Annotated in this window: 23 protein-coding genes, 2 tRNA genes and 1 pseudogene; 11 read left to right on the top strand and 15 right to left on the bottom strand. The window is 62.6% G+C overall.

Features of this window, described 5'->3' with window-relative positions; all coding sequences use genetic code 11:
• Positions 1-43 precede the first annotated feature (43 nt).
• The 4 genes from ureA (at position 44) to ureC (ending at position 2,984) form a co-directional block, all read left to right on the top strand.
• Complete coding sequence (gene ureA / locus BMW49_RS14875; RefSeq protein WP_069519621.1) at positions 44-346, top strand: urease subunit gamma; 303 nt, start codon at positions 44-46, stop codon at positions 344-346.
• Positions 347-348: 2 nt separating this feature from the next.
• On the top strand, positions 349-867 hold the full coding sequence (locus BMW49_RS14880; protein WP_069519622.1) for a GNAT family N-acetyltransferase: 519 nt from the start codon (positions 349-351) through the stop codon (positions 865-867).
• Positions 864-1,172: an urease subunit beta gene (locus tag BMW49_RS14885; RefSeq protein ID WP_069519623.1), complete on the top strand. Its 309-nt coding sequence runs from the start codon at positions 864-866 to the stop codon at positions 1,170-1,172. Before BMW49_RS14880 ends, BMW49_RS14885 begins: the two co-directional genes overlap by 4 nt.
• 111 nt (positions 1,173-1,283) lie before the next feature.
• Positions 1,284-2,984, top strand: a complete 1,701-nt coding sequence (gene ureC, locus BMW49_RS14890) for an urease subunit alpha (protein ID WP_069519624.1) — start codon at positions 1,284-1,286, stop codon at positions 2,982-2,984.
• A gap of 18 nt (positions 2,985-3,002) precedes the next feature.
• Here the strand turns inward: ureC and BMW49_RS14895 are convergent, their stop codons facing one another.
• From BMW49_RS14895 to BMW49_RS14910, 4 genes are all read right to left on the bottom strand, one after another.
• Positions 3,003-3,446, bottom strand: a complete 444-nt coding sequence (locus BMW49_RS14895; protein WP_069519625.1) for a hemerythrin domain-containing protein — start codon at positions 3,444-3,446, stop codon at positions 3,003-3,005.
• Between the two features lie 251 nt (positions 3,447-3,697).
• Positions 3,698-3,964 carry a DksA/TraR family C4-type zinc finger protein gene (locus BMW49_RS14900; RefSeq protein ID WP_069519626.1) on the bottom strand — a complete coding sequence of 89 codons (267 nt, stop codon included), beginning with the start codon at positions 3,962-3,964 and terminating at the stop codon, positions 3,698-3,700.
• 151 nt (positions 3,965-4,115) lie between these two features.
• Positions 4,116-4,979: an isocitrate lyase/PEP mutase family protein gene (locus BMW49_RS14905; protein ID WP_090390992.1), complete on the bottom strand. Its 864-nt coding sequence runs from the start codon at positions 4,977-4,979 to the stop codon at positions 4,116-4,118.
• Positions 4,980-5,081: 102 nt separating this feature from the next.
• On the bottom strand, positions 5,082-5,807 hold the full coding sequence (locus tag BMW49_RS14910; RefSeq protein ID WP_170829058.1) for a substrate-binding periplasmic protein: 726 nt from the start codon (positions 5,805-5,807) through the stop codon (positions 5,082-5,084).
• A 302-nt stretch (positions 5,808-6,109) separates the two neighbouring features.
• On the opposite strand from BMW49_RS14910, the gene BMW49_RS14915 reads away from it, so the two are divergent.
• The 4 genes from BMW49_RS14915 to BMW49_RS14930 all read left to right on the top strand — a co-directional run bounded on the left by BMW49_RS14915 (position 6,110) and on the right by BMW49_RS14930 (position 9,766).
• On the top strand, positions 6,110-6,838 hold the full coding sequence (locus BMW49_RS14915) for a VC0807 family protein (RefSeq protein WP_069519629.1): 729 nt from the start codon (positions 6,110-6,112) through the stop codon (positions 6,836-6,838).
• 24 nt (positions 6,839-6,862) lie between these two features.
• A complete protein-coding gene (locus BMW49_RS14920; protein ID WP_069519630.1) occupies positions 6,863-7,315 on the top strand; it encodes a YqaA family protein in 453 nt (150 codons plus the stop codon).
• Positions 7,316-7,432: 117 nt separating this feature from the next.
• The gene (locus BMW49_RS14925; protein WP_069519631.1) at positions 7,433-8,380 is read left to right on the top strand and encodes a lysylphosphatidylglycerol synthase transmembrane domain-containing protein; all 948 of its coding nucleotides are present in this window, start codon (positions 7,433-7,435) and stop codon (positions 8,378-8,380) included.
• A 120-nt stretch (positions 8,381-8,500) separates the two neighbouring features.
• The gene (locus tag BMW49_RS14930) at positions 8,501-9,766 is read left to right on the top strand and encodes an Hsp70 family protein (RefSeq protein ID WP_069519632.1); all 1,266 of its coding nucleotides are present in this window, start codon (positions 8,501-8,503) and stop codon (positions 9,764-9,766) included.
• A 198-nt stretch (positions 9,767-9,964) separates the two neighbouring features.
• Here BMW49_RS14930 and BMW49_RS14935 read toward each other — a convergent pair whose 3' ends face one another.
• Positions 9,965-12,280: a YgiQ family radical SAM protein gene (locus BMW49_RS14935; protein WP_069519675.1), complete on the bottom strand. Its 2,316-nt coding sequence runs from the start codon at positions 12,278-12,280 to the stop codon at positions 9,965-9,967.
• A 208-nt stretch (positions 12,281-12,488) separates the two neighbouring features.
• On the opposite strand from BMW49_RS14935, the gene BMW49_RS14940 reads away from it, so the two are divergent.
• Positions 12,489-14,366 carry a diguanylate cyclase domain-containing protein gene (locus tag BMW49_RS14940; protein ID WP_425272766.1) on the top strand — a complete coding sequence of 626 codons (1,878 nt, stop codon included), beginning with the start codon at positions 12,489-12,491 and terminating at the stop codon, positions 14,364-14,366.
• On the opposite strand, the gene alr is transcribed toward BMW49_RS14940, so the two are convergent.
• From alr to rnr, 8 genes are all read right to left on the bottom strand, one after another.
• Positions 14,363-15,439 (bottom strand): alanine racemase, encoded by a 1,077-nt coding sequence (alr, locus tag BMW49_RS14945; RefSeq protein WP_069519633.1) that lies wholly within the window; start codon positions 15,437-15,439, stop codon positions 14,363-14,365. The genes BMW49_RS14940 and alr overlap by 4 nt on opposite strands.
• Positions 15,440-15,523: 84 nt before the next feature.
• Complete coding sequence (dnaB, locus tag BMW49_RS14950) at positions 15,524-16,918, bottom strand: replicative DNA helicase (RefSeq protein WP_069519634.1); 1,395 nt, start codon at positions 16,916-16,918, stop codon at positions 15,524-15,526.
• 118 nt (positions 16,919-17,036) lie between these two features.
• Complete coding sequence (gene rplI, locus BMW49_RS14955; RefSeq protein ID WP_069519635.1) at positions 17,037-17,483, bottom strand: 50S ribosomal protein L9; 447 nt, start codon at positions 17,481-17,483, stop codon at positions 17,037-17,039.
• Positions 17,484-17,504: 21 nt separating this feature from the next.
• A complete protein-coding gene (locus BMW49_RS14960) occupies positions 17,505-18,398 on the bottom strand; it encodes a YybS family protein (RefSeq protein WP_069519636.1) in 894 nt (297 codons plus the stop codon).
• 34 nt (positions 18,399-18,432) lie between these two features.
• Positions 18,433-18,663: a 30S ribosomal protein S18 gene (gene rpsR, locus BMW49_RS14965; RefSeq protein WP_069519637.1), complete on the bottom strand. Its 231-nt coding sequence runs from the start codon at positions 18,661-18,663 to the stop codon at positions 18,433-18,435.
• Between the two features lie 28 nt (positions 18,664-18,691).
• Complete coding sequence (rpsF, locus tag BMW49_RS14970) at positions 18,692-19,114, bottom strand: 30S ribosomal protein S6 (RefSeq protein WP_069519638.1); 423 nt, start codon at positions 19,112-19,114, stop codon at positions 18,692-18,694.
• A 231-nt stretch (positions 19,115-19,345) separates the two neighbouring features.
• Positions 19,346-20,095, bottom strand: a complete 750-nt coding sequence (gene rlmB, locus BMW49_RS14975; protein ID WP_069519639.1) for a 23S rRNA (guanosine(2251)-2'-O)-methyltransferase RlmB — start codon at positions 20,093-20,095, stop codon at positions 19,346-19,348.
• A complete protein-coding gene (rnr, locus tag BMW49_RS14980; protein ID WP_069519640.1) occupies positions 20,092-22,593 on the bottom strand; it encodes a ribonuclease R in 2,502 nt (833 codons plus the stop codon). Before rnr ends, rlmB begins: the two co-directional genes overlap by 4 nt.
• A gap of 202 nt (positions 22,594-22,795) precedes the next feature.
• Between rnr and BMW49_RS14985 the strand changes: the two genes are divergently transcribed.
• A tRNA-Leu gene (locus tag BMW49_RS14985) sits at positions 22,796-22,882 on the top strand.
• Between the two features lie 79 nt (positions 22,883-22,961).
• Positions 22,962-23,048: transfer RNA gene (locus BMW49_RS14990), tRNA-Leu, on the top strand.
• A gap of 95 nt (positions 23,049-23,143) precedes the next feature.
• Here BMW49_RS14990 and BMW49_RS25655 read toward each other — a convergent pair.
• Both BMW49_RS25655 and BMW49_RS25660 read right to left on the bottom strand, forming a co-directional pair.
• Positions 23,144-24,028, bottom strand: coding sequence for a methyl-accepting chemotaxis protein (locus BMW49_RS25655; protein WP_371850879.1), 885 nt, complete (start codon positions 24,026-24,028; stop codon positions 23,144-23,146).
• Positions 24,002-25,069: pseudogene (locus tag BMW49_RS25660) on the bottom strand (HAMP domain-containing protein); the annotation flags it as partial. The gene BMW49_RS25655 and the pseudogene BMW49_RS25660, both read right to left, overlap by 27 nt.
• Positions 25,070-25,082 lie beyond the last annotated feature (13 nt).

The following is a 25,082-nucleotide window of genomic DNA, read 5'->3' on the forward strand; positions in this document are numbered from 1 at the left end:
ACCTTGCGTGAAAAATCCGCCTTACGCCTTTGATGGAACTGCCATGGACCTCACACCCCGCGAAAAAGACAAACTGCTGATCTTCACCGCCGGCCTGGTCGCCGAGCGTCGCCTGGCCCGTGGGGTCAAGCTCAACTACCCGGAGACCATGGCCTACATCTCCGCCGCCCTGCTTGAAGGCGCCCGCGACGGCAGAACCGTGGCCGAACTGATGCACTTCGGCACCACCTTGCTGAGCCGCGATCAGGTCATGGAGGGCGTGCCGGAAATGATTCCGGAGATCCAGGTCGAAGCCACCTTCCCCGACGGCACCAAATTGGTGACCGTGCACCAGCCGATCGCCTGAACATGACGTACTCGATACGTGATGCCCGTGACGACGACCTGGAAGATATCCGCGCGATCTTCAACGACGCGGTACTCACCACCACGGCGATCTGGATGGATGACATCGTCGACCTGGCTAACCGCCAGGCCTGGCTGGCCGCACGCCGCCAACAAGGCTACCCGGTGCTGGTTGTGGTGGACGCTGCAGACAGCGTGCTCGGCTACGCCGCCTACGGTGACTGGCGCCCCTTCGATGGCTTCTGCAACACCGTGGAAAACTCCCTGTACGTGCGCGCTGACCAGCGTGGCCGCGGCCTCGGCGTGTTACTGCTCGGCGCGCTGATCGAGCGCGGCAGAAACGCCGGCAAACACGTGATGGTCGCCGCCATCGAGAGCAGCAACAGCGCCTCGATTCGCCTGCACCAGCGCCTGGGCTTCAGTATCACCGGGCAGATGCCCCAGGTCGGACGCAAGTTCGGCCGCTGGCTCGACCTGACTTTTATGCAACTGACTCTGACCCCCGAGAGGACCGCGCCATGATTCCCGGCGAATACCAGATCCAGGACGGCGAGATCGAACTCAATGCCGGCCGCCGCACCCTGACCCTGAACGTGGCCAACAGCGGCGACCGGCCGATTCAGGTCGGCTCGCACTACCACTTTTTCGAGACCAACGACGCGCTGCTGTTTGACCGCGCAGCTGCCCGCGGCATGCGCCTGAACATCCCATCCGGCACGGCCGTGCGCTTCGAGCCGGGGCAGAGCCGTGAAGTGGAGTTGGTCGACCTGGCTGGTCAGCGCCGCGTGTTCGGCTTTGCCGGCCGGGTAATGGGCGAGCTGGATTAAGCACACTTTATCAGGGCCTGTGGGAGGGGCTTTCGCCGCGACTCCAGCGACATCGCGGCTAAACCCCCTCCCACAGGGCTAAACCGAACGCACTGTGTCAGGACTTCATTGATGAAAATTTCCCGCCAAGCCTACGCCGACATGTTCGGCCCCACCGTCGGCGACAAAGTGCGCCTGGCCGACACCGAGCTGTGGATCGAAGTCGAGAAGGACTTCACCACCTACGGTGAGGAAGTGAAATTCGGTGGCGGCAAGGTGATCCGCGACGGCATGGGCCAGGGCCAGCTCTGCGCTGCCGATGTGGTCGACACCCTGATCACCAATGCATTGATCATCGACCACTGGGGCATCGTCAAAGCCGACGTCGGCCTCAAGGACGGCCGCATCGCCGCCATCGGCAAGGCCGGTAACCCGGACATTCAGCCCGACGTGACCATCGCCGTCGGTGCCGGCACCGAAGTGATCGCCGGTGAAGGCATGATCCTCACTGCCGGGGGTATCGACACCCATATCCACTTTATCTGCCCGCAGCAGATCGAAGAGGCGTTGATGAGTGGCGTCACCACCATGATCGGCGGCGGCACCGGGCCGGCCACCGGCACCAACGCCACCACCTGCACCTCCGGGCCCTGGCACATGGCGCGCATGCTCCAGGCCGCCGACGCCTTCCCGATGAACCTGGGCTTTACCGGCAAGGGCAACGCCTCCTTGCCAGAACCGCTGATCGAGCAGGTCAAAGCCGGCGCCATCGGGCTGAAGCTGCACGAGGACTGGGGCACCACCCCGGCGGCCATCGACAACTGCCTGAGCGTGGCCGACCAGTACGACGTACAGGTGGCGATCCATACCGACACCCTCAACGAGTCCGGTTTTGTCGAAACCACCCTGGCCGCGTTCAAGGGCCGCACCATTCACACCTATCACACCGAAGGTGCCGGTGGCGGTCATGCGCCGGACATCATCAAGGCTTGCGGTTTCCCCAACGTACTGCCCAGCTCGACCAACCCGACGCGGCCGTTCACCAAGAACACCATCGACGAACACCTGGACATGCTGATGGTCTGCCACCACCTCGACCCGAGCATTGCCGAGGACGTGGCCTTTGCCGAGAGCCGCATCCGCCGCGAGACCATCGCTGCCGAAGACATCCTGCATGACCTCGGCGCGTTCAGCATGATCAGCTCCGACAGCCAGGCCATGGGCCGGGTTGGCGAGGTGATCACCCGTACCTGGCAGACCGCCGACAAGATGAAACAGCAGCGCGGCGCCCTGCCCGGTGATGGCGCGGGCAACGACAACTTCCGCATCAAGCGCTATATCGCCAAGTACACCATCAACCCGGCGATCACCCACGGCATCAGCCATGAAGTGGGCTCCATCGAAGTGGGCAAATGGGCCGACCTGGTGCTCTGGCGCCCAGCGTTTTTCGGCGTCAAACCGACGCTGATTCTCAAAGGCGGCGCAATTGCCGCCAGCCTGATGGGCGACGCCAACGCCTCGATCCCGACGCCGCAACCGGTGCACTACCGGCCGATGTTCGCCAGCTACGGCGGCAGCCGCCACGCAACCAGCATCACCTTTATCAGCCAGGCGGCGTTCGATGCCGGCGTGCCCGAGCAGTTGGGGTTGAAGAAGCAGATTGGTGTGGTCAAGGGCTGCCGCGAGGTGCAGAAAACCGACCTGATTCACAACGACTATTTGCCGAATATCGAGGTCGATCCGCAGACCTATCAGGTCAAGGCTGACGGCCAGTTGCTCTGGTGTGAACCGGCCGACGTGCTGCCGATGGCCCAGCGCTATTTTCTGTTCTGAAACCCTAGACAGGCGTCCTCAGGACGCCTGCTTCATCTCGTCATAGGCACTCAGGTAGTCGTCCGCCAGACGCTCTTTCTGGGTGTCGCTGAGCAGCTTGCCGGCCATCTGGAAAAAGCTGTGCTCTTCTTCCTTGAGGTGGTGGTGGACCTTTTCCGACAGGGCTTTGGCTTGCACCAGCCAGCTGGGGTTGCTGGGATCGGTTTCTTCCAGGCCTTCGACCATCTCATCCATTTCGTGGTGCTCGGCAATCGCATGGCGCGACAGGTCGACGCCGCCATCCTGCTGCATCAGGGCAATATAGAAGTGACGCTCTTCAGCCACTGAATGCACTGCCAGTTCGTGCTTGAGCTGGGCAAACAACTCATGGCGCTCGGGCGTGTCGCCCTGGGTGGTGGTCAGTTTCTGCGCCAGTTCGCGCTGAATGTCGTGGCTGATGCGCAGGGCTTCAAAAATCGTCATAGAGGCACCTCTTCCTAAGTCGGGGGAGTAGTAGCACTATGACTATTCACCCGCCCCACAGGTGCCGACTATTTTTCGGCCATGTCCCAATTGAATGTTGCATGGGCGGCTTGGGGACGAGCGGCGCGAGTAGCAGTAGGGTGCGCCGCGCGCACCAAGGCTCTGCAGCCTGCGCCGGTGCGCACGGCGTACCCTACGGCCTTAGGCCCCAGCACCTGAACGTTACACAAAACGAGGACATCGTCTATTTTTCAGCGCAGTTGGCTGTCCTTGCTGCCGCGCCGGTTGTAACCCGCGGCGCCACCCTGCTGGCGATCATGCTCGCTCTGGCACGCCACGCACAGGCGCACGCCGGGTACCGCCTGACGGCGCGCCTCGGGGATGGGCGCATCGCATTCTTCGCAATGCAGCAGGCTTTCACCCGTGGGCAACTGGCTGCGCGCCCGTGCGACGGCATCCTCGAGGCTGCTGTCGATCTGCTCCTGTACCGCACCATCGCTGGCCCATCCACCTGCCATCGCTCACCTCCGGGGTCCGCTTATCGCACCAACGTATGGGATTGGACAGGTATGCCGCGCAGCGGTTGCACTGGCGTAACCGGCTTACCAAGAGCGGCTAAAGCCCTTCACTTCTAGAAAAGCCAACTCGGGTTGCAGTCGCGCGTCCTGCTTATTCCTTGACGTCCATAAACTGCGCGGCCCAGACGATGTACTCCTCGGGCAGCGTGTACTTGTGGGTCAGTTCAGTGGCGTTGAGCGTACCCGGCTCGATACCGCGTTGCTCGGCCAGGCAGTCGTAGGTCGCCTTGATCGCCGCGAAGTAGGCAGCATGGCCGTTGACCACAATACGCACGCCGAGCTTGGCCAGGCGTGGGTTGTCGCGCAACTTGGGGTTGCCGTAGGTCACCAGCATCAGCGGCACGCTGAGGTGCGCGGTGACCTGCTCAAGGTGGTCAAAGTCCTCGATACCGACGATGCAGATACCATCGGCGCCCGCCTCCTGATAGGCCTGGGTACGGCGAATCACTTCGTCTGCGCTGAGCACGCCGGCATGGGTCCGGGCAATGATCGACAGGTCCGGATCGACCCGTGCTTCCAGGGCCGCGCGGATTTTGCCAACGCCTTCTTCGACGCTGATCAGGTCAGTGGACTTGCGCCCGAACTGCGCCGGCAGGAGCGTGTCCTCGATGGTCAGAGCCGCCACACCGGCACGCTCCAGCTCGACCACGGTGCGCATCACGTTGAGCGCGTTACCGTAGCCATGGTCGGCGTCGGCGATTACCGGCAGGCGGCTGACACGGCCAATGCGGCTGGCCTGCTCAACGAATTCGCTGAGGGTAATCAGGGCAAAGTCCGGCGCGCCCAACACCTGCAGCGAGGCCACGGAACCACCGAGGATGCCGACCTCGAAACCCAGGTCGGCGGCGATGCGCGCCGACATCGGGTCGAAGACCGAGGCGGTGTGGTAGCAGCGGTCGGCCGCCAGCAATTGGCGGAAGGCATGACGCAGTTCGTGGTGGGAGGCGCGTTGCAGAATCGGCATGAAATCATTCCAAAAACGGTGAATACAGGCCCATGAGGGCTCGACAAAAAGGACGCGATGGCAAGCACGAAGCAACCTTTGCGCCAGCCCAGGCTATGGCGTGGTGCGCCCGCCGCGAGGCGGCTCACCGCCGACCCAACGCTCGGCAATCGCAGCCAGGCTGCCGTCGTCTTTCATCGCCTGCAACTGCGCTTGCCAGCGCGCGACCAGCGCCGGCGAGGTGCTGCGTGAGAAGGCGATGTAGGAATCGCTGGGCATGAAACTGAACTGCAGCTCGACCTCCTCAGGGGTCATGCCGTGCTCGGCAAGCATGCCGCGCAAGGTCGCGCTGTTGGCGACTAGCACACGGATGCGGCCGTGCTTGAACATGTTCAGCATGTGCCGCGGGCTGGGTACGCCGTACAGATTACTCAGCCCCTGAGCCTTGAGCACTTCGTAGCTGTACCACTGCTTCGGCACCGCGAGCGTACCCTGGGCTTCGACATCAGCCAGGGTACGCAGGCGCAGGCCGCTGCCTGCGCGGGTGTAGAAGCCGGTATAACCCTCGGCGATCGGCCCAACCCATTGGAACAGCGGTTCGCGCTGCGCCGTGCGCACGGTGGCAAATAGTGCCGTGTCGGGCTGGTGCTGAACTTCATGATAGCCCCGGGTCCAGGGCACGAATTCGATCTGCGCCGCGCTGCCGGTGCGGGCAATCAGTGCCTGCACCACTTCAACGGCCATGCCGTCAGCAACACCCTGGCGGGTAAAACTCAGCGGCGGATACTCCTCGGTGTACAGGCGCAGCTCAGCGGCCTGGCCAACGCCGGCAAGCAGCATCAGGGCCAGCAACCTTGCGGCCCATCGACTGCCTCTGCGCTGATTTACCGCGAACCCTTGCATGCACTGCACCTCAACCCCGGCCACCCCTGCGACACAGCCATCGCACAGGCGTGACAGTATGACGCGTCCAGCGCCCCTCTACCTGCCCGATTTCGTAACTTTTCCCGCCACAAAGCCCAACCGGCGTGGCGGTAGGCCGCCACTAGCGCACAACTTTGTCACAGTCGAGGCGACGGCTGGGCTGGCGGTCTGCGCCCGGGCAGGCGATCATCGGCGCTCCCCACCGCCGCCTGAATGACATGACCGACCTCACGCCCCGCCCTGTACCCACGCACAAACCTCGGCCGATGATCGACCTGCTGGTCAGCATCCTGATTCCCTCACTGATTTTGATGAAGCTCAGTGGTGACGCCAACCTCGGCGCTGACCGTGCCCTGGTGCTGGCCCTGGCGTTCCCGCTGTGCTGGGGTGCGTATGAGCTGATCACCTACCGCAAATTCAACTTCATCGCCTTGCTCGGCCTGATCAGCGTGCTGCTGACCGGCGGCATCGGCCTGCTCAAACTGGACAACCAGTGGCTGGCGATCAAGGAAGCCGCGATTCCAGGGCTGATCGGTATCGCCGTGCTGGTGTCCACACGCACCCGCTACCCGCTGATCCGCACCATGCTGTTCAACAAGACCGTGCTCAATGTCGACAAGATCCAGGCGCGCCTGGAACAAACCGGCAATACCGAGCGATTCGAGGCGCGCCTGCTCACGGCCACCTACTGGCTGAGCGGCACCTTCTTTTTCTCCTCGGCGATGAACTACGTGCTGGCCAAGTGGATCGTCATCAGCCCGGCCGGCAGCGAAGCCTTCAATGAAGAACTGGGGCGCATGAACCTGCTCAGCTACCCGATGATCGCGATTCCGTCGATGATCATGCTGATGGCGGTGTTCTACTATTTGTGGCGCACCATCCATGGCCTGACCGGTCTCAAACTGGAAGACGTGATGGCCAACAGCGACGCCGACAAGCAGGCCTGAGCCCTCGACAGCCGGTGCTGTGCAATGCTGATCCTGTCGACCTATCTGGGGCTGTTCCTTTCCGCCCTGGCCGCGGCCAGCCTGCTGCCCCTGCAATCCGAAGCACTGCTGGTCGCCCTGTTGCTGGCCGGCCAACAACCGGTGCTGTGGCTGATTGCGGTCGCCAGCCTGGGCAATGTACTGGGCTCGCTGCTCAACTGGTGGCTGGGCCGCTCGCTGGAGCGTTTTCGTCACGCCCGCTGGTTTCCGGTCAGCGAGAAGCGCCTGCTGCAGGCCCAGCGCGGCTACGCTCGCTACGGTCGCTGGAGCCTGTTGCTGAGCTGGATGCCAGTGATCGGCGACCCATTGACCCTGGTGGCCGGGATAATGCGCGAGCGCCTGTGGGTGTTTCTGGCCATCGTCAGCCTGGCGAAAACCACGCGTTATGCCGTACTGGCCTGGCTCACGCTGTGCGCCTCCGGTGCATGTGCCAGTTGAGCAACGGGCTGGCGTCCGTGATACTGCGCAGCCTGCGCCCACAAGCCCAGGGCTGACCGAGCGCCTACAACGCGCACTACAAACAGGGGATCAGAGTTGCAAGGGATTAAGCCGAGGATGAAGCGCAGCGACCTGATCTGGACCCTGATCGGCCTCAGTGCGGTGGTGCTGTCGTGCTTTCTGCTCTATCACGAGGTGCGCACGATTTCCCTCGATGAAATCGCCGACAGCCTGAATGCCATTTCCACCCGCCACTGGTTGCTCGCCGCCGGCGCGACCCTGGGTGCTTACTGCGCCCTGGCCTGGTACGACCGCATTGCCATTGCCCACCTGGGTAAAAAGATCCCCTGGCACTTCATCACTCTGTGCTCCTTCACCACCTATGCACTGGCCCACAACATCGGCGCCTCGGTGTTCTCTGGCGCACTGGTGCGCTACCGGGCGTATCGCACCAAGGGCCTGTCGCCCCAGGAAATCGGCATCCTGATCGTCTTCTGCTCGTTCACCTTTGCCCTGGGCACGCTGCTGGCCACAGGTTGCGTGCTGATCCTGCAACCCTCGGTCATGCAACGTGTGCTGGACGTCCCGAGCGCCTTGGCGATGGGCATCGGCGTGCTGTTGCTGCTGCTCGTAGGCCTGTATGTGCTGGGCTCCTGGCGGCAGTTCAAGCCCTGGCGGCTGGGCAAATGGCACATCGAGTACCCGCGCCTGGGTATCGTCGCCCGCCAATTGCTGGCAGGTCCGCTGGAGCTGGCCTGCGCGGCAGCGATCATCTACTTCGCCCTGCCGGCTGAGCACAATCCGGGTTACCTGATCGTCCTCGGGGTGTTTCTGGCGTCCTTCTCGCTCGCCCTGCTGTCCCATGCCCCCGGCGGCCTGGGCGTGCTCGAAGTGAGCTTCCTTGCCGCCCTGCCCGACGTGCCCACCTCTAGCGTGCTGGCGGCACTGATCGTATTTCGCGGTTTCTACCTGCTGCTGCCCTTCGCCCTGTCACTGCTCGTGGTACTGGGCTTCGAGTGGGGCCAGTGGCGCACCCGCCGCGAAGAGCGGCAAAACCTACCTTAAAAACCGGATAACCGGGGCAGCATTGCGCGCCGCACTCGCATAGAATGCGCGGCCGTTTTTGCTAGGCAGCTTTGCGCCTGGTCAGAACGGTCCGCATTCACTTCAGGAACAGCGCGCCGCATGACTTATTCCACGCCCGCCCGCGCCTGCGGCATCGACTTTGGCACCTCCAACTCCACCGTCGGCTGGCTACGCCCCGATGCCGAGACGCTTATCCCGCTGGAAGACGGCAAGATCACCCTGCCCTCGGTGGTGTTCTTCAACCTCGAAGAACGTCGCCCGGTGTATGGCCGCCTGGCCCTGCAGGAATACCTGGAAGGCTATGAAGGCCGCCTGATGCGCTCGCTGAAAAGCCTGCTGGGCAGCAAGCTGCTGAAAAGCGAAACCACCGTGCTCGGCAGCGCCCTGCCGTTCAAGGACCTGCTCGGCTTCTTTATCGGCGAACTGAAAAAACGCGCCGAAACGGCTGCAGGGCGGCCGTTCGAGGAAGTGGTGCTGGGCCGCCCGGTGTTCTTTGTCGATGATGACCCGGTCGCCGATCTGGAGGCGCAGAACACCCTGGTGGCCGTGGCGCACAAGCTCGGTTTCAAAGACGTGTCCTTCCAGTACGAGCCGATTGCCGCGGCCTTTGACTACGAGTCCGGTATCGAGCGGGAAGAGCTGGTGCTGATCGTCGATATCGGCGGCGGTACTTCGGACTTCTCCCTGGTACGCCTGGCCCCGGAGCGGCGCTCCATCGCCGACCGGCACAGCGACATCCTCGCCACCGGCGGCGTGCATATCGGCGGCACCGACTTCGACAAACAGCTGTCTCTGGCCGGCGTCATGCCGCTATTCGGCTACGGCAGTCGGATGAAGAGTGATGCGCCTATGCCCACCAGCACCCACCTGAGCCTGGCCACCTGGCACACCATCAATGCGGTGTACTCGGCACAGTCCCAGCGCCAGCTGCAGAGCATGCGCTACGACATCGTCGACCCCACCGGCATCGACCGCCTGTTCAAGCTGATCGAGCGGCGCGACGGTCACTGGCTGGCCATGCAGGTGGAAGACAGCAAGATCGCTCTGACCGAGCAGGATGCCCGACCGATCGACCTCAGCCGCCTGGAAGAGGGCCTGGTCGCCGAACTGACCCGCGAGCTGTTTGAAGGCGCTATCGAGCCGCTGCTGGAGCGCGTGCGCGCCAGCGTCACGCAGTTGCTCGGCGATGCCGGAGTCAGTGTGGCGCAGGTCGATACCGTATTCTTTACCGGCGGTTCCAGCGGTATTCCGGCCTTGCGCCAGAGCGTCGCGGCCATGCTGCCCAATGCACGGCATGTGGAAGGCAATACCTTTGGCAGCATCGGCAGCGGCTTGGCGATCGAAGCCATGAAGCGTTACGGCTGATTAGCGGCGCGCTGCCCCCGCAGTACGGATGCAATCCGGGCTATCAGAGCCGCATAGCAGCTGACTGCAAAAACTCGCGGCTAAAGCCCCTCCCACTGGACCTGATGCGCTTGTGGGAGGGGCTTTAGCCGCGACAAAACCGCAAACGCCCCCATAAAAAACGCCAGCACGAAGCTGGCGTTTTTTATTTCCGCACAATCAGCGCGGAACGGCTGGTTTCTTGGTGGGCTTCTTGCCCTTTCCTTTCGCCGCATCGGCGCGCTCTTTGGCTGCCTGCTGGTTACGCACTTGCGCAGCCGCTTTGGCCTTCTCGCGCTTGTCCCAGGGGTTGCCACCGGCCGCACCGGTATCACGCGGCGGCAGGCCGGTGTGCTGGGTGAGCATCGGTTTGCTCTTGCTGGTGTCTTTGGCGACCTTGTGGCTGCCGGCAGGCGTCGAGTTCTTGCGACGTGCGCTCTGGTAGCTGTCGGTGGCCGGCTGATGCAGCGGGATCAGCTGGTTCTTGCCCGGCCCGATCAGGTCGGCGCGGCCCATGCGGGTCAGCGCTTCGCGCAGCATCGGCCAGCCTTTCGGGTCGTGATAGCGCAGAAAGGCCTTGTGCAGGCGGCGCTGCTCTTCGCTCTTGACGATGGTCACGCCGTCGCTCTTATAGCTGACCTTGCGCAGCGGGTTCTTGCCCGAGTGGTACATGGCCGTGGCGGTGGCCATTGGCGATGGGTAGAAGGCCTGTACCTGATCGGCGCGAAAGCCGTTGCCCTTGAGCCACAGGGCCAGGTTCATCATGTCTTCATCGGTGGTGCCCGGATGCGCCGCGATAAAGTACGGGATCAGGTACTGCTCTTTGCCCGCCTCTTTCGAGTACTTCTCGAACATGCGCTTGAACTTGTCATAGCTACCAATGCCCGGCTTCATCATCTGATTCAGCGGGCCTTCCTCGGTATGCTCCGGGGCGATTTTCAGGTAGCCACCAACGTGGTGGGTGACCAGCTCCTTCACATACTCCGGCGACTCGACGGCCAGGTCGTAACGCAGGCCCGAGGCAATCAGGATCTTCTTCACCCCCGGCAGCGCGCGGGCGCTGCGGTACAGCTGAATCAGGCTGGAGTGATCGGTATTCAGGTTCGGGCAGATGCCGGGGAACACGCAGGACGGCTTGCGGCATGCGGATTCGATTTCCGGGCTCTTGCAAGCGATGCGGTACATGTTTGCGGTCGGCCCGCCGAGGTCGGAAATCACCCCGGTAAAGCCTGGCACCTTGTCGCGGATTTCTTCGATCTCGCGGATGATCGACTCTTCCGAACGGTTCTGGATGATCCGCCCTTCGTGCTCGGTGATTGAGCAGAAGGTACAGCCACCGAAGCAGCCGCGCATGATATTCACCGAGAAGCGAATCATGTCGTAGGCCGGAATCTTTTCCTTGCCATACGTCGGGTGCGGCACACGCTGATAGGGCATGCCGAACACGTAGTCCATCTCTTCGGTGGTCATGGGAATGGGTGGCGGGTTGAACCACACGTCCACCTCACCATGCTTCTGCACCAGGGCGCGGGCGTTACCCGGGTTGGTTTCCAGGTGCAGCACGCGGTTGGCGTGGGCGTACAGCACCGGGTCGTTACGCACCTTTTCCATGGACGGCAGGCGGATCACCGTCTTGTCCCGGGTCATCCGTGGGCTGGCGAGCAGTTGCACCACCTTGGGCTCGTTCGGGTCTTCCAGCGGCGCCTTGTTCTGCTCGATGGCGCAGGCTTCGGTGTCCTGGGTGTTCACGTACGGGTTGATGATCTTGTCGACCTTGCCCGGCCGGTCGATACGGGTAGAGTCCACCTCATACCAGCCCTGGGGCGTATCACGGCGAATAAACGCGGTGCCACGCACGTCGGTGATGTCTTCGATCTTGTGGCCGTAGGACAGCCGCTGCGCCACTTCGACGATGGCCCGCTCGGCGTTGCCGTACAGCAGGATGTCGGCGCTGGCATCGATCAGGATCGAGTTACGCACGCGGTCCTGCCAGTAGTCGTAATGGGCGATGCGCCGTAGCGAGGCTTCGATACCGCCGAGCACGATCGGTACATGCTTGTAGGCTTCCTTGCAGCGCTGGCTGTACACCAGGCTGGCGCGGTCCGGACGTTTGCCGGCCAGGCCACCGGGGGTGTAGGCGTCGTCGGAGCGGATTTTCTTGTCGGCGGTGTAGCGGTTGATCATCGAGTCCATGTTGCCGGCCGCGACGCCGAAAAACAGGTTGGGCTCGCCGAGCTTCATAAAGTCGTCTTTCGACTGCCAGTTCGGCTGGGCGATGATGCCCACGCGAAAACCTTGCGACTCCAGCAGCCGGCCGATAATCGCCATACCGAACGACGGGTGATCCACATAGGCATCACCGGTGACGATGATGATGTCGCAACTGTCCCAGCCAAGCTGATCCATTTCTTCCCGGCTCATCGGCAGGAAAGGTGCAGGTCCGAAACACTCGGCCCAGTACTTTGGATAATCGAATAACGGCTTGGCGGCTTGCATGGACATGACCGGGATCTGCAGGATTTAACGGCCGCGAAATATAGCACAAAAAATAACCAAATCCGACCTCTATGCTCGGTTGTTTAGCGGCCCCATATGCTCACGAAAGGCAGGCATGCGGCGCGCCAATGGCTATACTCGGGCGATTAACTGGGCCGGCCAAGAAGCCAGGTACAAGGAGTTCGGGGTGCAGTCGTTCCTCTGGTCAATCGTATTGTTCGCATTCCTTGCAAGCCCTGCCAGTGCGGCGCCCTATGCTATCGACAGTGCGAGCAGCGGCGCGGCGCTCAACGACTCCATCGAACTGCTTGAAGATGTCGGCGGTCGCCTGAGCATAGACGACATGGCCGACCCGGCCGTGCAACAGCGCTTCGCCCCTGCCAATGGCCGCGCCACCGTTGGCCAGAGCCGCAACCCCTGGTGGATCAAACTGACCCTGCAGCGCACGGCTGAGGCGCCATCGCAGTGGTGGCTGGCCGTCAACGCGGTGACCCAGCTCGACCTGCGCCTGTACCTGCCAACACCGACAGGCACCTGGCAGGAGCGCCGCTCGGGTGAGCGCGTTGACTATCGCTCCGGGCGCGACCACGACAGCCGTCACATGCTGTTTCGCCTGCCACCTCTGGAGCAGGAGCCGCTGACCCTCTACCTGCGCAGCTATGACCCCGCTGGCAATTCCTTTCCGCTGCGGCTCTGGCAACTGCAGCACCTGTCGGATAAGGCCGCAGTCGAGAACCTCGCCCTGGGGATGGTCTACGGCGTGATTGCCGCTCTGCTGCTGTACAACCTGTTCATTTTCTTCAGCCTGCGCGACTCGGCCTACTTCTGGTACGTGCTGACCACCGGCGGCGCACTGCTGATGATCCTCAGCATGAGCGGCCATGGCTTTCAGTACCTGTGGCCCAACTCCCCGGTGCCGTTCTGGCTGGACCGCGTCACCCTGCCTTCGCTATGGGGCTTTTGTGCCTGCCGCTTTACTCAGGTGCTGCTGCAGACCCGCAGCCAGGTGCGCTGGGCTCATCACCTGCTGAGCTTCGCCTGCGCCTGCTATGTCCTGGCCATCGGCCTGGAAGCCTTCGGCCAGCGTAATCTCGCCGCCTGGATCATCGCCCTGCTGTCGCTGACCAGCATCCCCGCAGCACTGGGCTCCGCCCTGATTCGCTGGCGCCAGGGCTATTTTCCCGCGCTGCTCTACCTGTGCGGCTACGGCCTGATCCTGGGCAGCATCAGCCTCGCGCTGATGCGCGCCACCGGTCTGGTTCAGCCGGCGACCTGGAACGCCTACGTATTTCCCATCGCCGTGGCGGCCGAGTCGATTCTCTTCTCGTTCGCCCTGGCCAACCGCATCCAGACCCTGAAACAGGAAAAGGCCAACGCCCTGCAGCAGGCAGACCGCGAAAAAACTGCACGCCTGACCCAGCTGCAGGCCAATGCTGACGAGTTTCAGGATGCCGTGGCTCAGCGCACGGCCGAACTGGCGGCCACCAACGAACGCCTTAGCCAGCGCGAGTGCGAGCTGCAGCATGCTGCCTTCCATGATCCGCTGACCGAACTGCCGAACCGGCGCTACCTGATCGAGCGTTGCGAAGCCGCCCTGGCCCATGCCGAACGCCAGGCAGAGCCCGTAGCCCTGCTGTTGATCGACCTTGATCACTTCAAACCGATCAACGACAAGTATGGCCATGATGCCGGCGACCTGATGCTCCAGGTAATCGCCAAACGCCTGCGCGAACATGTGCGTGCGGGGGATCTGGTGGCACGCCTGGGGGGGGATGAGTTTGCCGTACTGGTCTGCGGCCATGACGCCGAAGACCACACACGAGAAATCGCTACTCGCCTGCTGCATGAGCTGGCGCAACCGGTTCTTTACGGTGCCGAGCGTCTGGTGGTGACCATCAGCATTGGCGCCGCCCTCTACCCACGCCACGCCAGCCATTTTGCCGGGCTCTACAAATTGGCCGACGACGCGCTCTACAGCGTCAAAGGCCGCGGCCGTTCGGGCTGGGCCCTGCAAGGCGAAGACGGCGGCCTGAGTGCGCTCGAGCGCCTGCAGCTGGACGTCATCAAGGTTACCAGCGGGCTCTAGGCCAGATAGCGGCGTGCCACACGCGCAGTCAACTGACTGAGTAAGGCCCGCGGATCGCTACCGACAGCACGTGCCACCTCTTCGACGGGTAACTGCGGCCCCCACAGCTGCACGGTGTCGCCAATCTGCACGTCAGGCAGTTGGGTCACGTCCAGACTGAGTACATCCATGCCGACACGCCCGACCAGCGACACGCGCTGCCCGCGTAGCCACGCCGGCGTACCAGACGCGGCCTGGGCCGGGTAACCGTCACCATAGCCGCAGCTCACAGTGGCGATGCGCGAAGGCCGGGGCGCTGTCCAAGCCCCATCAGGACCTAAAGACTCGCCACAGGCCACTTCGCGGCAGGCAATAATCTGCGCTTGCAACTGCATGGCCGGACGTAGGCCCAGCTCCGCCGCCGATAGATCGGCAAACGGGCTGGCCCCATAGAGCATCAGACCCGGCCGTAGCCAGTCCAGGTGCGCGGCCGGCAACAGCAGCGTGGCAGCCGAGTCCGCCAGCGTGCGCGCCGCGAATGGCAAGTCGAGCAGTTCGGCAAATGCCTCGACTTGCGCCTCGGTCAGCGGATGGTTGCGCAGACCGGCGCAGCTCAGCTCGCTGAGCAGGTTGAGCGAGGCGACAGCCGGCGAGCCCTGTAGGCGCGCATACCAGTCGCGCAGCGCTGCCGCACTGAAGCCCAACTGGTGCACCCCACTGTCCAGGGCCAGCCAGATATCCAACGGCCTTGCCAACTCGGTCTCAAGCAGTTGCTCGGCTTGCCACTCGGCATGCAGCACCACATCAAGGCGCAGCTGCACGGCGAGACGGTATTCCTGCGCGGTAAAGCAGCCGCCCTGCAACAGAATCCGCGCCCCGGCATGCAGCGCGCGGACCTGCGCCGCCTCGTCGAGGCTGGCCACGGCAAAGCCGTCGGCCTGGTCATGCAGCCCGGTCACCACCTCGGCCAAACCATGGCCATAGGCATTGGCCGCAACCACGGCGAATACCCCACGGCCCGGCGCACAGCGCTGAACCAGGGCATGGTTGTGACGGATCGCGGCCAGATCGAGAGTGGCAAGCAGTGGACGCATGCAGGTGGCTCCGGAAACGCAAAACGGGCGATCAGTGTACTCACACTGATCGCCCGTTTTTATTGATCTGGGCAGGGTTGCGGGTCAGTCCTCGTCGAACTGGTAACTGCCCGGCGCGAGGTTCTCGAAGCGCGAATACTTGCCGAGGAATGCCAGGCGTGTGGTACCGATCGGGCCGTTACGCTGCTTACCGATAATGATCTCGGCCACACCCTTGTACTCGGTCTCCGGGTGATACACCTCGTCGCGGTAGACGAACATGATGATGTCGGCGTCCTGCTCGATCGCCCCTGACTCACGCAAGTCGGAGTTGATCGGGCGCTTGTTCGGGCGCTGCTCGAGGCCACGGTTGAGCTGTGACAGGGCGATCACCGGGCAGTTGAATTCCTTGGCCAGGGCCTTGAGCGAGCGCGAGATTTCGGAAATCTCGTTGACCCGGCTGTCGCCACTGGAGCCGGGAATCTGCATCAGTTGTAGGTAGTCGACCATGATCAGGCCGATCTCGCCATGCTCACGGGCCAGGCGGCGCGTGCGCGCACGCATCTCCGAGGGCGAGATACCAGCGGTGTCATCGATAAACAGCTTGCGGTCGTTGAGCAGGTTGACCGCGCTGGTCAGGCGTGGCCAATCGTCGTCGTCCAGGCGACCGGCGCGCACCTTGGTCTGGTCGATGCGCCCGAGCGAGGCGAGCATACGCATGACGATGGAGTCCGATGGCATCTCCAGGGAGTACACCATCACCACCTTGTCGCTGCGCATCAGCGCGTTTTCCACCAGGTTCATGGCGAAGGTGGTCTTACCCATCGAGGGTCGCCCGGCAACGATGATCAGGTCGGCCGGCTGCAGGCCGCTGGTCTGCGCGTCCAGGTCGGTAAAGCCGGTGGACAGACCGGTGATCGCATCGCCCGAATTGAACAGGGTGTCGATGCGGTCGATAGCCTTGACCAGGATGTCGTTGATGCTTATCGGGCCACCGGTCTTGGGCCGCGCCTCGGCGATCTGGAAGATCAACCGCTCGGCCTCGTCGAGGATTTCCTCGCCGGTACGCCCTTGCGGGGCGTAGGCACTGTCGGCGATCTCGTTGCTGATGCCGATCAGTTGGCGCAGGGTGGCCCGCTCGCGGATGATCTGCGCATAGGCCTTGATGTTGGCCACCGAGGGAATGTTCTTCGCCAGTTCGCCGAGATAGGCCAGGCCACCGACCTGCGACAGCTGCCCTTCCTTGTCCAGTTGCTCGGACAGGGTCACCACGTCGAACGGGTGGTTACGCTCGGCCAATTTGAAGATGGCGCGAAAGATCAGACGGTGGTCATGCCGATAGAAATCGCCATCGGACACCGCATCAAGCACGCGTTCCCAGGCGTTGTTGTCCAGCATCAAACCACCCAGCACCGCCTGCTCGGCTTCGATCGAGTGCGGCGGCACTTTCAGCGCGGAGGTTTGCAGGTCGTACTGTTCGGGCAGACTGATGTCGTTCATAGGCTCTGGCAGGCGTTGGTGATTCAAAAAAACAAAAGGCACGACATCGCTTGCGCAATGTCGTGCCTGATTGTCAGCAGGCTGGCACCGGAGTGCAAGCCCGCTAGTCGAGTGGCGATCAGGCCGCTACGACTACAACCCGTACGGTTGCTTCAACGTCGCTGTGCAGGTGCACGGCCACATCGTATTCGCCGATTTGACGAATGGTGCCGTTCGGCAGACGCACTTCAGCTTTGGCCACTTCAACGCCGGAGGCGGTCAGGGCTTCAGCGATGTCGTGGGTGCCGATGGAGCCGAACAGTTTGCCCTCATCGCCCGCGGTAGCGGTGATGGTGACTTCCAGCTCAGCCAACTGGGCAGAACGAGATTCGGCGTAGGCCTTCTTCTCGGCAGCCAGTTTTTCCAGCTCAGCGCGACGGGCTTCGAAAGCCGCAACGTTAGCCGGGGTAGCGGCAGTGGCCTTGCCTTGCGGCAGCAGGAAGTTACGGCCGTAACCGGCCTTAACATTCACTTTATCGCCCAGGTTGCCCAGGTTGGCGATTTTTTCCAGCAGGATCAGTTCCATTTGGTAATAACCTCTTAACTTTTAACCTTCACCGTCCGCGGAGCCTGAGCCGTTCTTGCGCTCGAAGCGTCCGCGAAAATCAAACAGGCTGTCGACAATGGCCAAAACCACCAGTAACGGATACGTCAGCTGCATGAAAATCAGCAGCGTGATGTACAGCCCCACCAACCAGAACCTGGCCAGTCGCCCCTGCGCCACCATGCCGTGTAACAGGGCAATGCCGGCGAACATCAGCGGCACACTGCACAACGGCGTCAACATGGCCATCTGCGCCCCAAGATTGGGGCCCACCAGCATGCCAACCACCAGCAGTATCGCCAGCCGGGGCGGCAGTCGCAGCGCGCGAAATTCGCGGCCAAAACCACCTGGGTTGTACAACAGCGCCTGCCAGTAACGCCCAAGCATCAGGCTCAGCAGGCTGACGATCTGCAACAAAGCTGCCAGCAATCCGGTCAGCACTGGCACGATCAGGCTCTCAAGGCGCGCTCGCTCGTCCACCGACATTTGTTGGTGAACCCCATCGAGCATCTGCGGAACCAGCTTACTCAGCTCGCCCGCCATGGCTTCGATGGGTGAGCGGAATACCGCACCCAAAACCAGACCGAATACCAGGCCCAGGGCCACGCTGCACAGCAGCACACGGGTCCAGGACATATTGGCGCGCAACAACAACGCCAACCCCAGCGCACCGAGCAACACCAACAGGGTGCGCGGTTCACCGAAATACCACCAGCCAATGGCCGGTAGCAGAGCCCAGACGAGGATGCCCAAGGCATCACTCACTCCGCGCCGCAGCAGCACCAGGCTCCCTGCGGCAGCACTCAACCAGAACAGCAGCGGCAATGCCGCAGAAACGACCACCACGAGGGTGGCCTGCATACGGCCGCGCATAATGAATTCAGCGATGGCACGCATGGGTTATCCCTTACTTCTTGTCGAACACCCGGTCTCAGCGGCCGTGGCTGTCGGTGTAGGGCAGCAGGGCCAGGAAGCGGGCGCGCTTGATAGCGGTAGCCAGCTGACGCTGATAACGAGCCTTGGTACCGGTGATACGGCTAGGAACGATCTTGCCGGTTTCCGAGATGTAGGCTTTCAGGGTGTTGAGATCTTTGAAATCGATCTCTTTCACTTCTTCTGCGGTGAAACGACAGAATTTACGACGACGGAAGAAACGTGCCATGGGATTGGCTCCTCAATAGATCCGTGGATTACTCGTCAGCGTTGTCGCTGTCGCTGTTGTCGCTGTCATCGCCATCGGCGGAGTCAGCGCTTTCAGGACGATCACGACGCTCACGACGCTCGCTACGATTTTCCTCAGCTTTCAGCATTTCGGACTGATCGGTAACAGCTTCGTCGCGACGGATGACCAAGTTACGGATCACAGCATCGTTGTAGCGGAAGTTGTCTTCCAGCTCGGCCAGGGCCTTGCCGGTGCACTCTACGTTGAGCATCACGTAGTGGGCTTTGTGGACGTTGTTGATGGCGTAAGCCAGCTGACGACGGCCCCAATCTTCCAGGCGGTGAATCTTGCCGCCGTCTTCTTCGATCAGCTTGGTGTAACGCTCAACCATGCCGCCGACTTGCTCGCTCTGGTCCGGGTGAACCAGAAAGATGATTTCGTAATGACGCATAAATGCTCCTTACGGGTTGTAGCCTGCCGCCAAACGCGGTCAGGCAAGGAGTGAATTTCACTGGTGTGTCTTGCCAAAACGTCTAGGCGCGCAAGCGCCTGCCGTGGCGGCAAGGGGCGCCATTCTAGAGAAGCCCCCGCGCACAAGCAAGGTGAACTGGTGAAAAATTGAGCAGACTGCAAGCGAGCGTGGGGGCGCCACGCTAATGGCGGTCACGCTTTGCTTTTCCGCTTACGACTTGGCGCTGCCTCTCTGACGCAATGCCTCGAACAGGCATACGCCCGTTGCCACCGACACGTTCAGGCTGCTGACGCTGCCCGCCATCGGCAGCTTGACCAGGTAATCGCAGTGCTCGCGGGTCAGGCGACGCATGCCTTTGCCCTCGGCGCCCATGATCAGCACAGTCGGCCCGGTCAGGTCCTGCTCATACAGCGAGCGCTCGGCCTCACCGGCCGTACCGACCACCCACAAGCCGCGCTGCTGGAGTTTCTCCAGCGTGCGTGCGAGGTTGGTCACAGCCACCAACGGAATGACCTCGGCCGCGCCACACGCCACCTTACGCACCGTGGCGTTGAGCGTGGCCGACTTGTCCTTGGGCACGATTACCGCAAGCGCACCGGCTGCATCGGCGGTACGCAGGCAAGCGCCCAGATTGTGCGGATCGGTGACGCCATCGAGCACCAACAGCAAGGGCGCGCCCTCGCTGCGATCGAGCAGCTCTTCGAGCATCTGCTCACCCCATACCTGACTGGGGCTCACATCAGCCACCACGCCCTGGTGCACACCTTCGACCCAGGCATCCATCTCGCGGCGCTCACACTGCCCGACCGCCACCCGCGCATCCGCAGCCAGCGCCAAAAGCACCTGCACCCGCGGATCATTACGCCCCTCGGCCAGCCAGATCTGCTTGACCCGCTTGGGGTGGTGGCGCAACAACGCCTCTACGGCATGCACGCCGTAGATTTTTTCCAGATTGCTCATGACTTGGCCTTGCGCTTGCGCGCACCACCCGCCGAGCCTGCGCCGCTCTTGGCTGGCCCTTTGCGCGGTTTGCTGTCGCTGTCCGTGCGCGCGGCCGGCTTGCCACCACGGCCCGCGGCAGGCTTGCTCTTGGATTCGGCGAGCAGGGCCTTCTTGATATCGCGGCTCTTCTGCACGTCGGTATTACTCGGCGCACTGCCTTCACTGCCACGACGCTTACGCCCAATGGGCGCATCGACAGTACCCTGGCCCAGTTCGAAGTCGATCTTGCGCTCGTCAAGATCGACCCGCATGACCTTGACCTCGACACTGTCGCCCAGGCGAAAGCTGCGCCCAGTGCGCTCGCCGGCCAGGCGATGGTGCACAGGATCGAAGTGGTAATAGTCACCCGGCAACGCGGTGACATGCACCAGGCCTTCGACATAGATGTCAGTCAGCTCGACGAACAGGCCAAAGCCGGTTACCGCGGTGATCACCCCCGGGAAAGTCTCGCCCACACGGTCCTTCATAAACTCGCACTTGAGCCAGTTGACCACGTCACGGGTGGCCTCGTCGGCACGCCGCTCGGACATCGAGCACTGCTCGCCCAACTGCTCGAGTACCGCCTCATCGTACGGGTAGATGCGTGCCTTGGGCATAGTGGCCGCGCCGGTACGCACCACGTGTGGCGTATCCTGCTTGGAGCGAATAACGCTGCGAATGGCCCGATGGATCAGCAGATCCGGGTAGCGACGAATAGGCGACGTGAAGTGTGCATAGGCATCGTAATTCAGGCCGAAGTGGCCCTGGTTATCGGCGCTGTACACCGCCTGGCTGAGCGAGCGCAGCATGACGGTCTGGATCAGGTGGTAATCCGGACGCCCGCGAATACTCTCCAGCAGCAGCTGGTAATCCTTGGGCGTCGGCCCTTCCTTGGATTTGCCGCGGTGCAGCGACAGGCCAATCTCGGTGAGGAAGGCCTTGAGCTTTTCCACACGCTCAGGCGGCGGACCGTCGTGCACGCGATACAGCGCGGGAATGCCGTGCTTTTGCATGAACGCCGCCGTGGCCACGTTGGCCGCCAGCATGCATTCTTCGATCAGCTTGTGTGCGTCGTTGCGCTGGGTCGGACGGATCTCGGCGATCTTGCGCCCGGCACCGAAGATGATCCGGGTTTCCTGGGTTTCAAAATCGATCGCACCGCGCTCATGCCGCGCCGCCAGCAACACCTGGTACAGCGAATAGAGCTGCTTGAGGTGCGGCAGCACTTCCTTGTACTCGCTGCGCAAGGCCTTGCCTTCGCTGCCCTTGGGGTCCTCGAGCATGGCGCTGACCTTGTTGTAGGTCAGCCGCGCGTGAGAGTGAATCACTGCTTCGGAGAACTTGTAGTCGGTCATCTTGCCGGTCTTGGAGATGCTGATCTCACAGACCATGGCCAGGCGGTCGACATGCGGGTTCAGCGAGCACAGGCCGTTGGACAGCTCCTCGGGCAGCATCGGGATAACCCGCTCTGGGAAATACACCGAGTTGCCGCGCACCTGGGCTTCGGCGTCGAGCGCCGAGTCGACCTTGACGTAATGGGAGACGTCGGCAATCGCCACATAAAGCTTCCAGCCGCCGGAGAACAGGCGCCAGTTGCTGCCGTTCTTCTCGCAATAAACGGCATCGTCGAAGTCGCGGGCGTCCTCGCCATCAATGGTGACGAAGGGCAGGTGGCGCAGATCGAGGCGCTTTTCCTTGTCCTTCTCTTCCACTTCGGGCTTGAGCTTGTGTGCTTCCTTGATCACCGCATCCGGCCAGACATGGGGGATGTCATAGCTGCGCAGCGCCACGTCGATTTCCATGCCCGGCGCCATATAGTTGCCAACCACTTCGACGATATCGCCCTGGGGCTGGAAACGCGGCGTCGGCCAGTGAGTGATCTTCACCTCGACGAACTGACCTTGTTTGGCCCCGGCGTTACGCCCCGGCGTCACCAGCACTTCCTGCTGGATCTTCGGGTTATCGGCGACCACGAAGCCCACACCACTCTCTTCGTAGTAACGCCCGACGATGGACTCATGGGCGCGGTGGATCACCTCGACGATGGCGCCTTCGCGGCGACCACGCCGATCCAGGCCCGATACCCGTGCCAGGGCACGGTCACCATCGAACGCCAGACGCATCTGCGCCGGGCTGAGGAACAGGTCATCACTGCCGTCATCCGGCACCAGAAAGCCGAAGCCATCGCGGTGGCCGCTGATGCGCCCCAGGATCAGATCCAGCTTGTCCACCGGTGCGTAGGTGCCGCGACGCGTGTAGATCAACTGACCATCACGCTCCATCGCGCGCAGCCGGCGCCGTAGCGCTTCGATCTGCTCTTCGGTGGTCAGGCCAAACTCGTCGAGCAGCTGCTCGCGGTTAGCCGGGGAGCCGCGCTCGGCGAGGTGCTGAAGGATCAGCTCGCGGCTGGGAATAGGGTTTTCGTATTTTTCCGCTTCACGAGCGGCCTCGGGATCGAGGGATTGCCAATCGGCCATTAGAGGTCATTCACCTTATGTACACAAATTCGTTTTGCCATGTGCCTATTGAAGCGCGAAAGCGCCCTCCGGGTCAGCTTTCAGCGACAATAATTTTTCACCACCGGGGGTTTACAAGGTAAAAGCGCGACCGTATAGTTCGCGCCCACAGCGTCGAGCAGACGTTGTAACACGGAACAGATGAGCAATCATCCGTTTCAGTGCCCAGGTGGCGGAATTGGTAGACGCGCTGGTTTCAGGTATCAGTGGCCGCAAGGTCGTGGAAGTTCGAGTCTTCTCCTGGGCACCAAATTCAACAGGTACGATGGCGACATCGAATCTAGTGTAACGGATGCAACGCTCCGTGTCGGTCACGACGAAGATTGCACGCCCAGGTGGTGAAATTGGTAGACACGCCAGCTTCAGGTGCTGGTGACCTTACGGTCGTGGAAGTTCGAGTCTTCTCCTGGGCACCAATACAAAAAACCGAGTCAGCTGACTCGGTTTTTTATTGCCTGCGATTTACCCCACCACCCTCAAGCGCAGGCCTAAGGCGGCCTGCGCTCAAGCGCTATACGCGAAATTGCCCCAGGCTTGCCTTCAACTGCGCCGCCAGGCCATCGAGCACGCGCCCACTGGCCGCCGTCGCCGCAACCGCCTGCGCCGCCTGCTCTGCCTGGGCATGAATCACTTCAACACGCACGCGCACATCATCAGCCCCCTGCGCCTGATGGGCCGAGGCCTGGGTCGCGGTGTTGATCGCCCCATGCACCTCCTCCACCGCCGCCTGTACCGATTGCTGCACCCGCGCACTCTCGCGCAATGCCTGCAGGCCCAGGGTCGCCTGCTCACCAGCTTGGCCGATGGCCGCCACCGCATCGCGGGCGCCTTTTTGCAGCGCACCGATGTGCGTCTGGATATCGCCGGTGGACTGCTGCGTCTTGCTCGCCAGGGCCCGCACCTCATCGGCGACCACGGCAAAGCCGCGGCCACTCTCGCCAGCCCGCGCCGCCTCGATGGCGGCGTTCAGGGCAAGCAGGTTGGTCTGCTCGGCAATCGACTGGATCACCGTCAACACCTCTTCGATCTGCTCACTCTGGGTTGCCAGCCGCTTGATAACGGTCGAGCCATCCTCGACCCGGCGTACCAGTTCGTCGATGGCACCACCCACCCGCGTGGCGATCGCGGCACTGTCATGGGTCGACTGGCGAATCGCCGCCACCTGCTGCAGCGCACCTTGCATCACCTGGCTTTCCGCCTGGGCTTCACTGGCCATGTGCGCCAATGCCTGCAGGCTCTCAGCCACCTCGTCACGCTGACGCGCCGTAGCCTGCTCTGCGGCAGCACTGCGCGCCGCCAGGCTGGCGATTTCCTGCCCGGTACGCGAAGCGACATCACCCGCCTCTCGCACCACCGGCTGCAGCTTGGCGACAAAGCGGTTAACCGCCTCGGCCATCTCACCCACCTCATCACGACTGTCGAAACTGACCCGTCGAGTCAGATCACCTTCACCCTCGGCCAGGTCGCGCAGCGCGACGATCAACAAGCGCAGACGGCTAAGCACCCGCCAACCAAGCACCGCTGCTACCACCAGTAGCGCCAGCAAGCCCACCACCAGCAAGCCGAGCGCAATGCGCCAACGCAATTGATCAGTCGCCTCGCGCAAAGCGCCCAAGCTGTTCTGCGCCATACCGCTCGCAGCCTGCTGCGCCTGCTCGAGGCGCGCCTGCAAGGCCTGGGTGCTGTCGCGGGCAGCGCCCGCCAGGCTGCTATCGACCAAGCTACCGGCGCTGTCGGTCAGCGCAGTGAAACGCTGATCCAGCGCCTGCAATTCCTGCTCGATGGCCGCCATGGAAATACCCAGCTGAACCTTGCCAATCGCATCCCCCATTGGGCTGATCGACGCCTCGACCACATACACTTGCGGGTTGCGCGAGGCAGCTTCGACGAGTTTCTCAAGGGGTGTTGCGCCCTGACCGTCAGCCACAAGCTCGCGCACCCGCGGGTCGCTGCGATTGAAGTTGCGCGTCAGCCGGTTGCCCTGGGCGTCGTAATACACCGCAAAAAGCACCGCCGGATCACGCTGCACGATCCGCGTGAACGCGGTCAGAGCAGGCACATCCGCATCCCAGATGGCCTTGGGCGCTACGCCGGCCAGCACCTGCGCCATGGAGGCGCCGGACTGCTTGAGATTTTGCTCAAGCACCTCACGCAACTGCGCCTGCTCACCCTTGAGACGCTCGGACAGCGATGCACTCAAACCTTGACGTGTGCTGCTCGCCAGACTCGCCAGGCCCTGCACCACCTCCTGTTCCGCAGCCTCCAGCTCACCGCCCAAACGTTGACCGTCTTCCTGCAAGCGAGCAGATAAGCCAAGCACCAGGCCATCGACCGTGCTACCGGTCAACCAGACAGAGACCACTACCTGAACACCAATGGCCACCACCAACGCAACGAACACCGGGCGCAACAGCCGGCTATGCAATAAGGACAACATGGCGAATACAGCG

Origin of the sequence: Pseudomonas cuatrocienegasensis, from assembly GCF_900110925.1 — a bacterium.
GTDB lineage: Bacteria > Pseudomonadota > Gammaproteobacteria > Pseudomonadales > Pseudomonadaceae > Aquipseudomonas > Aquipseudomonas cuatrocienegasensis.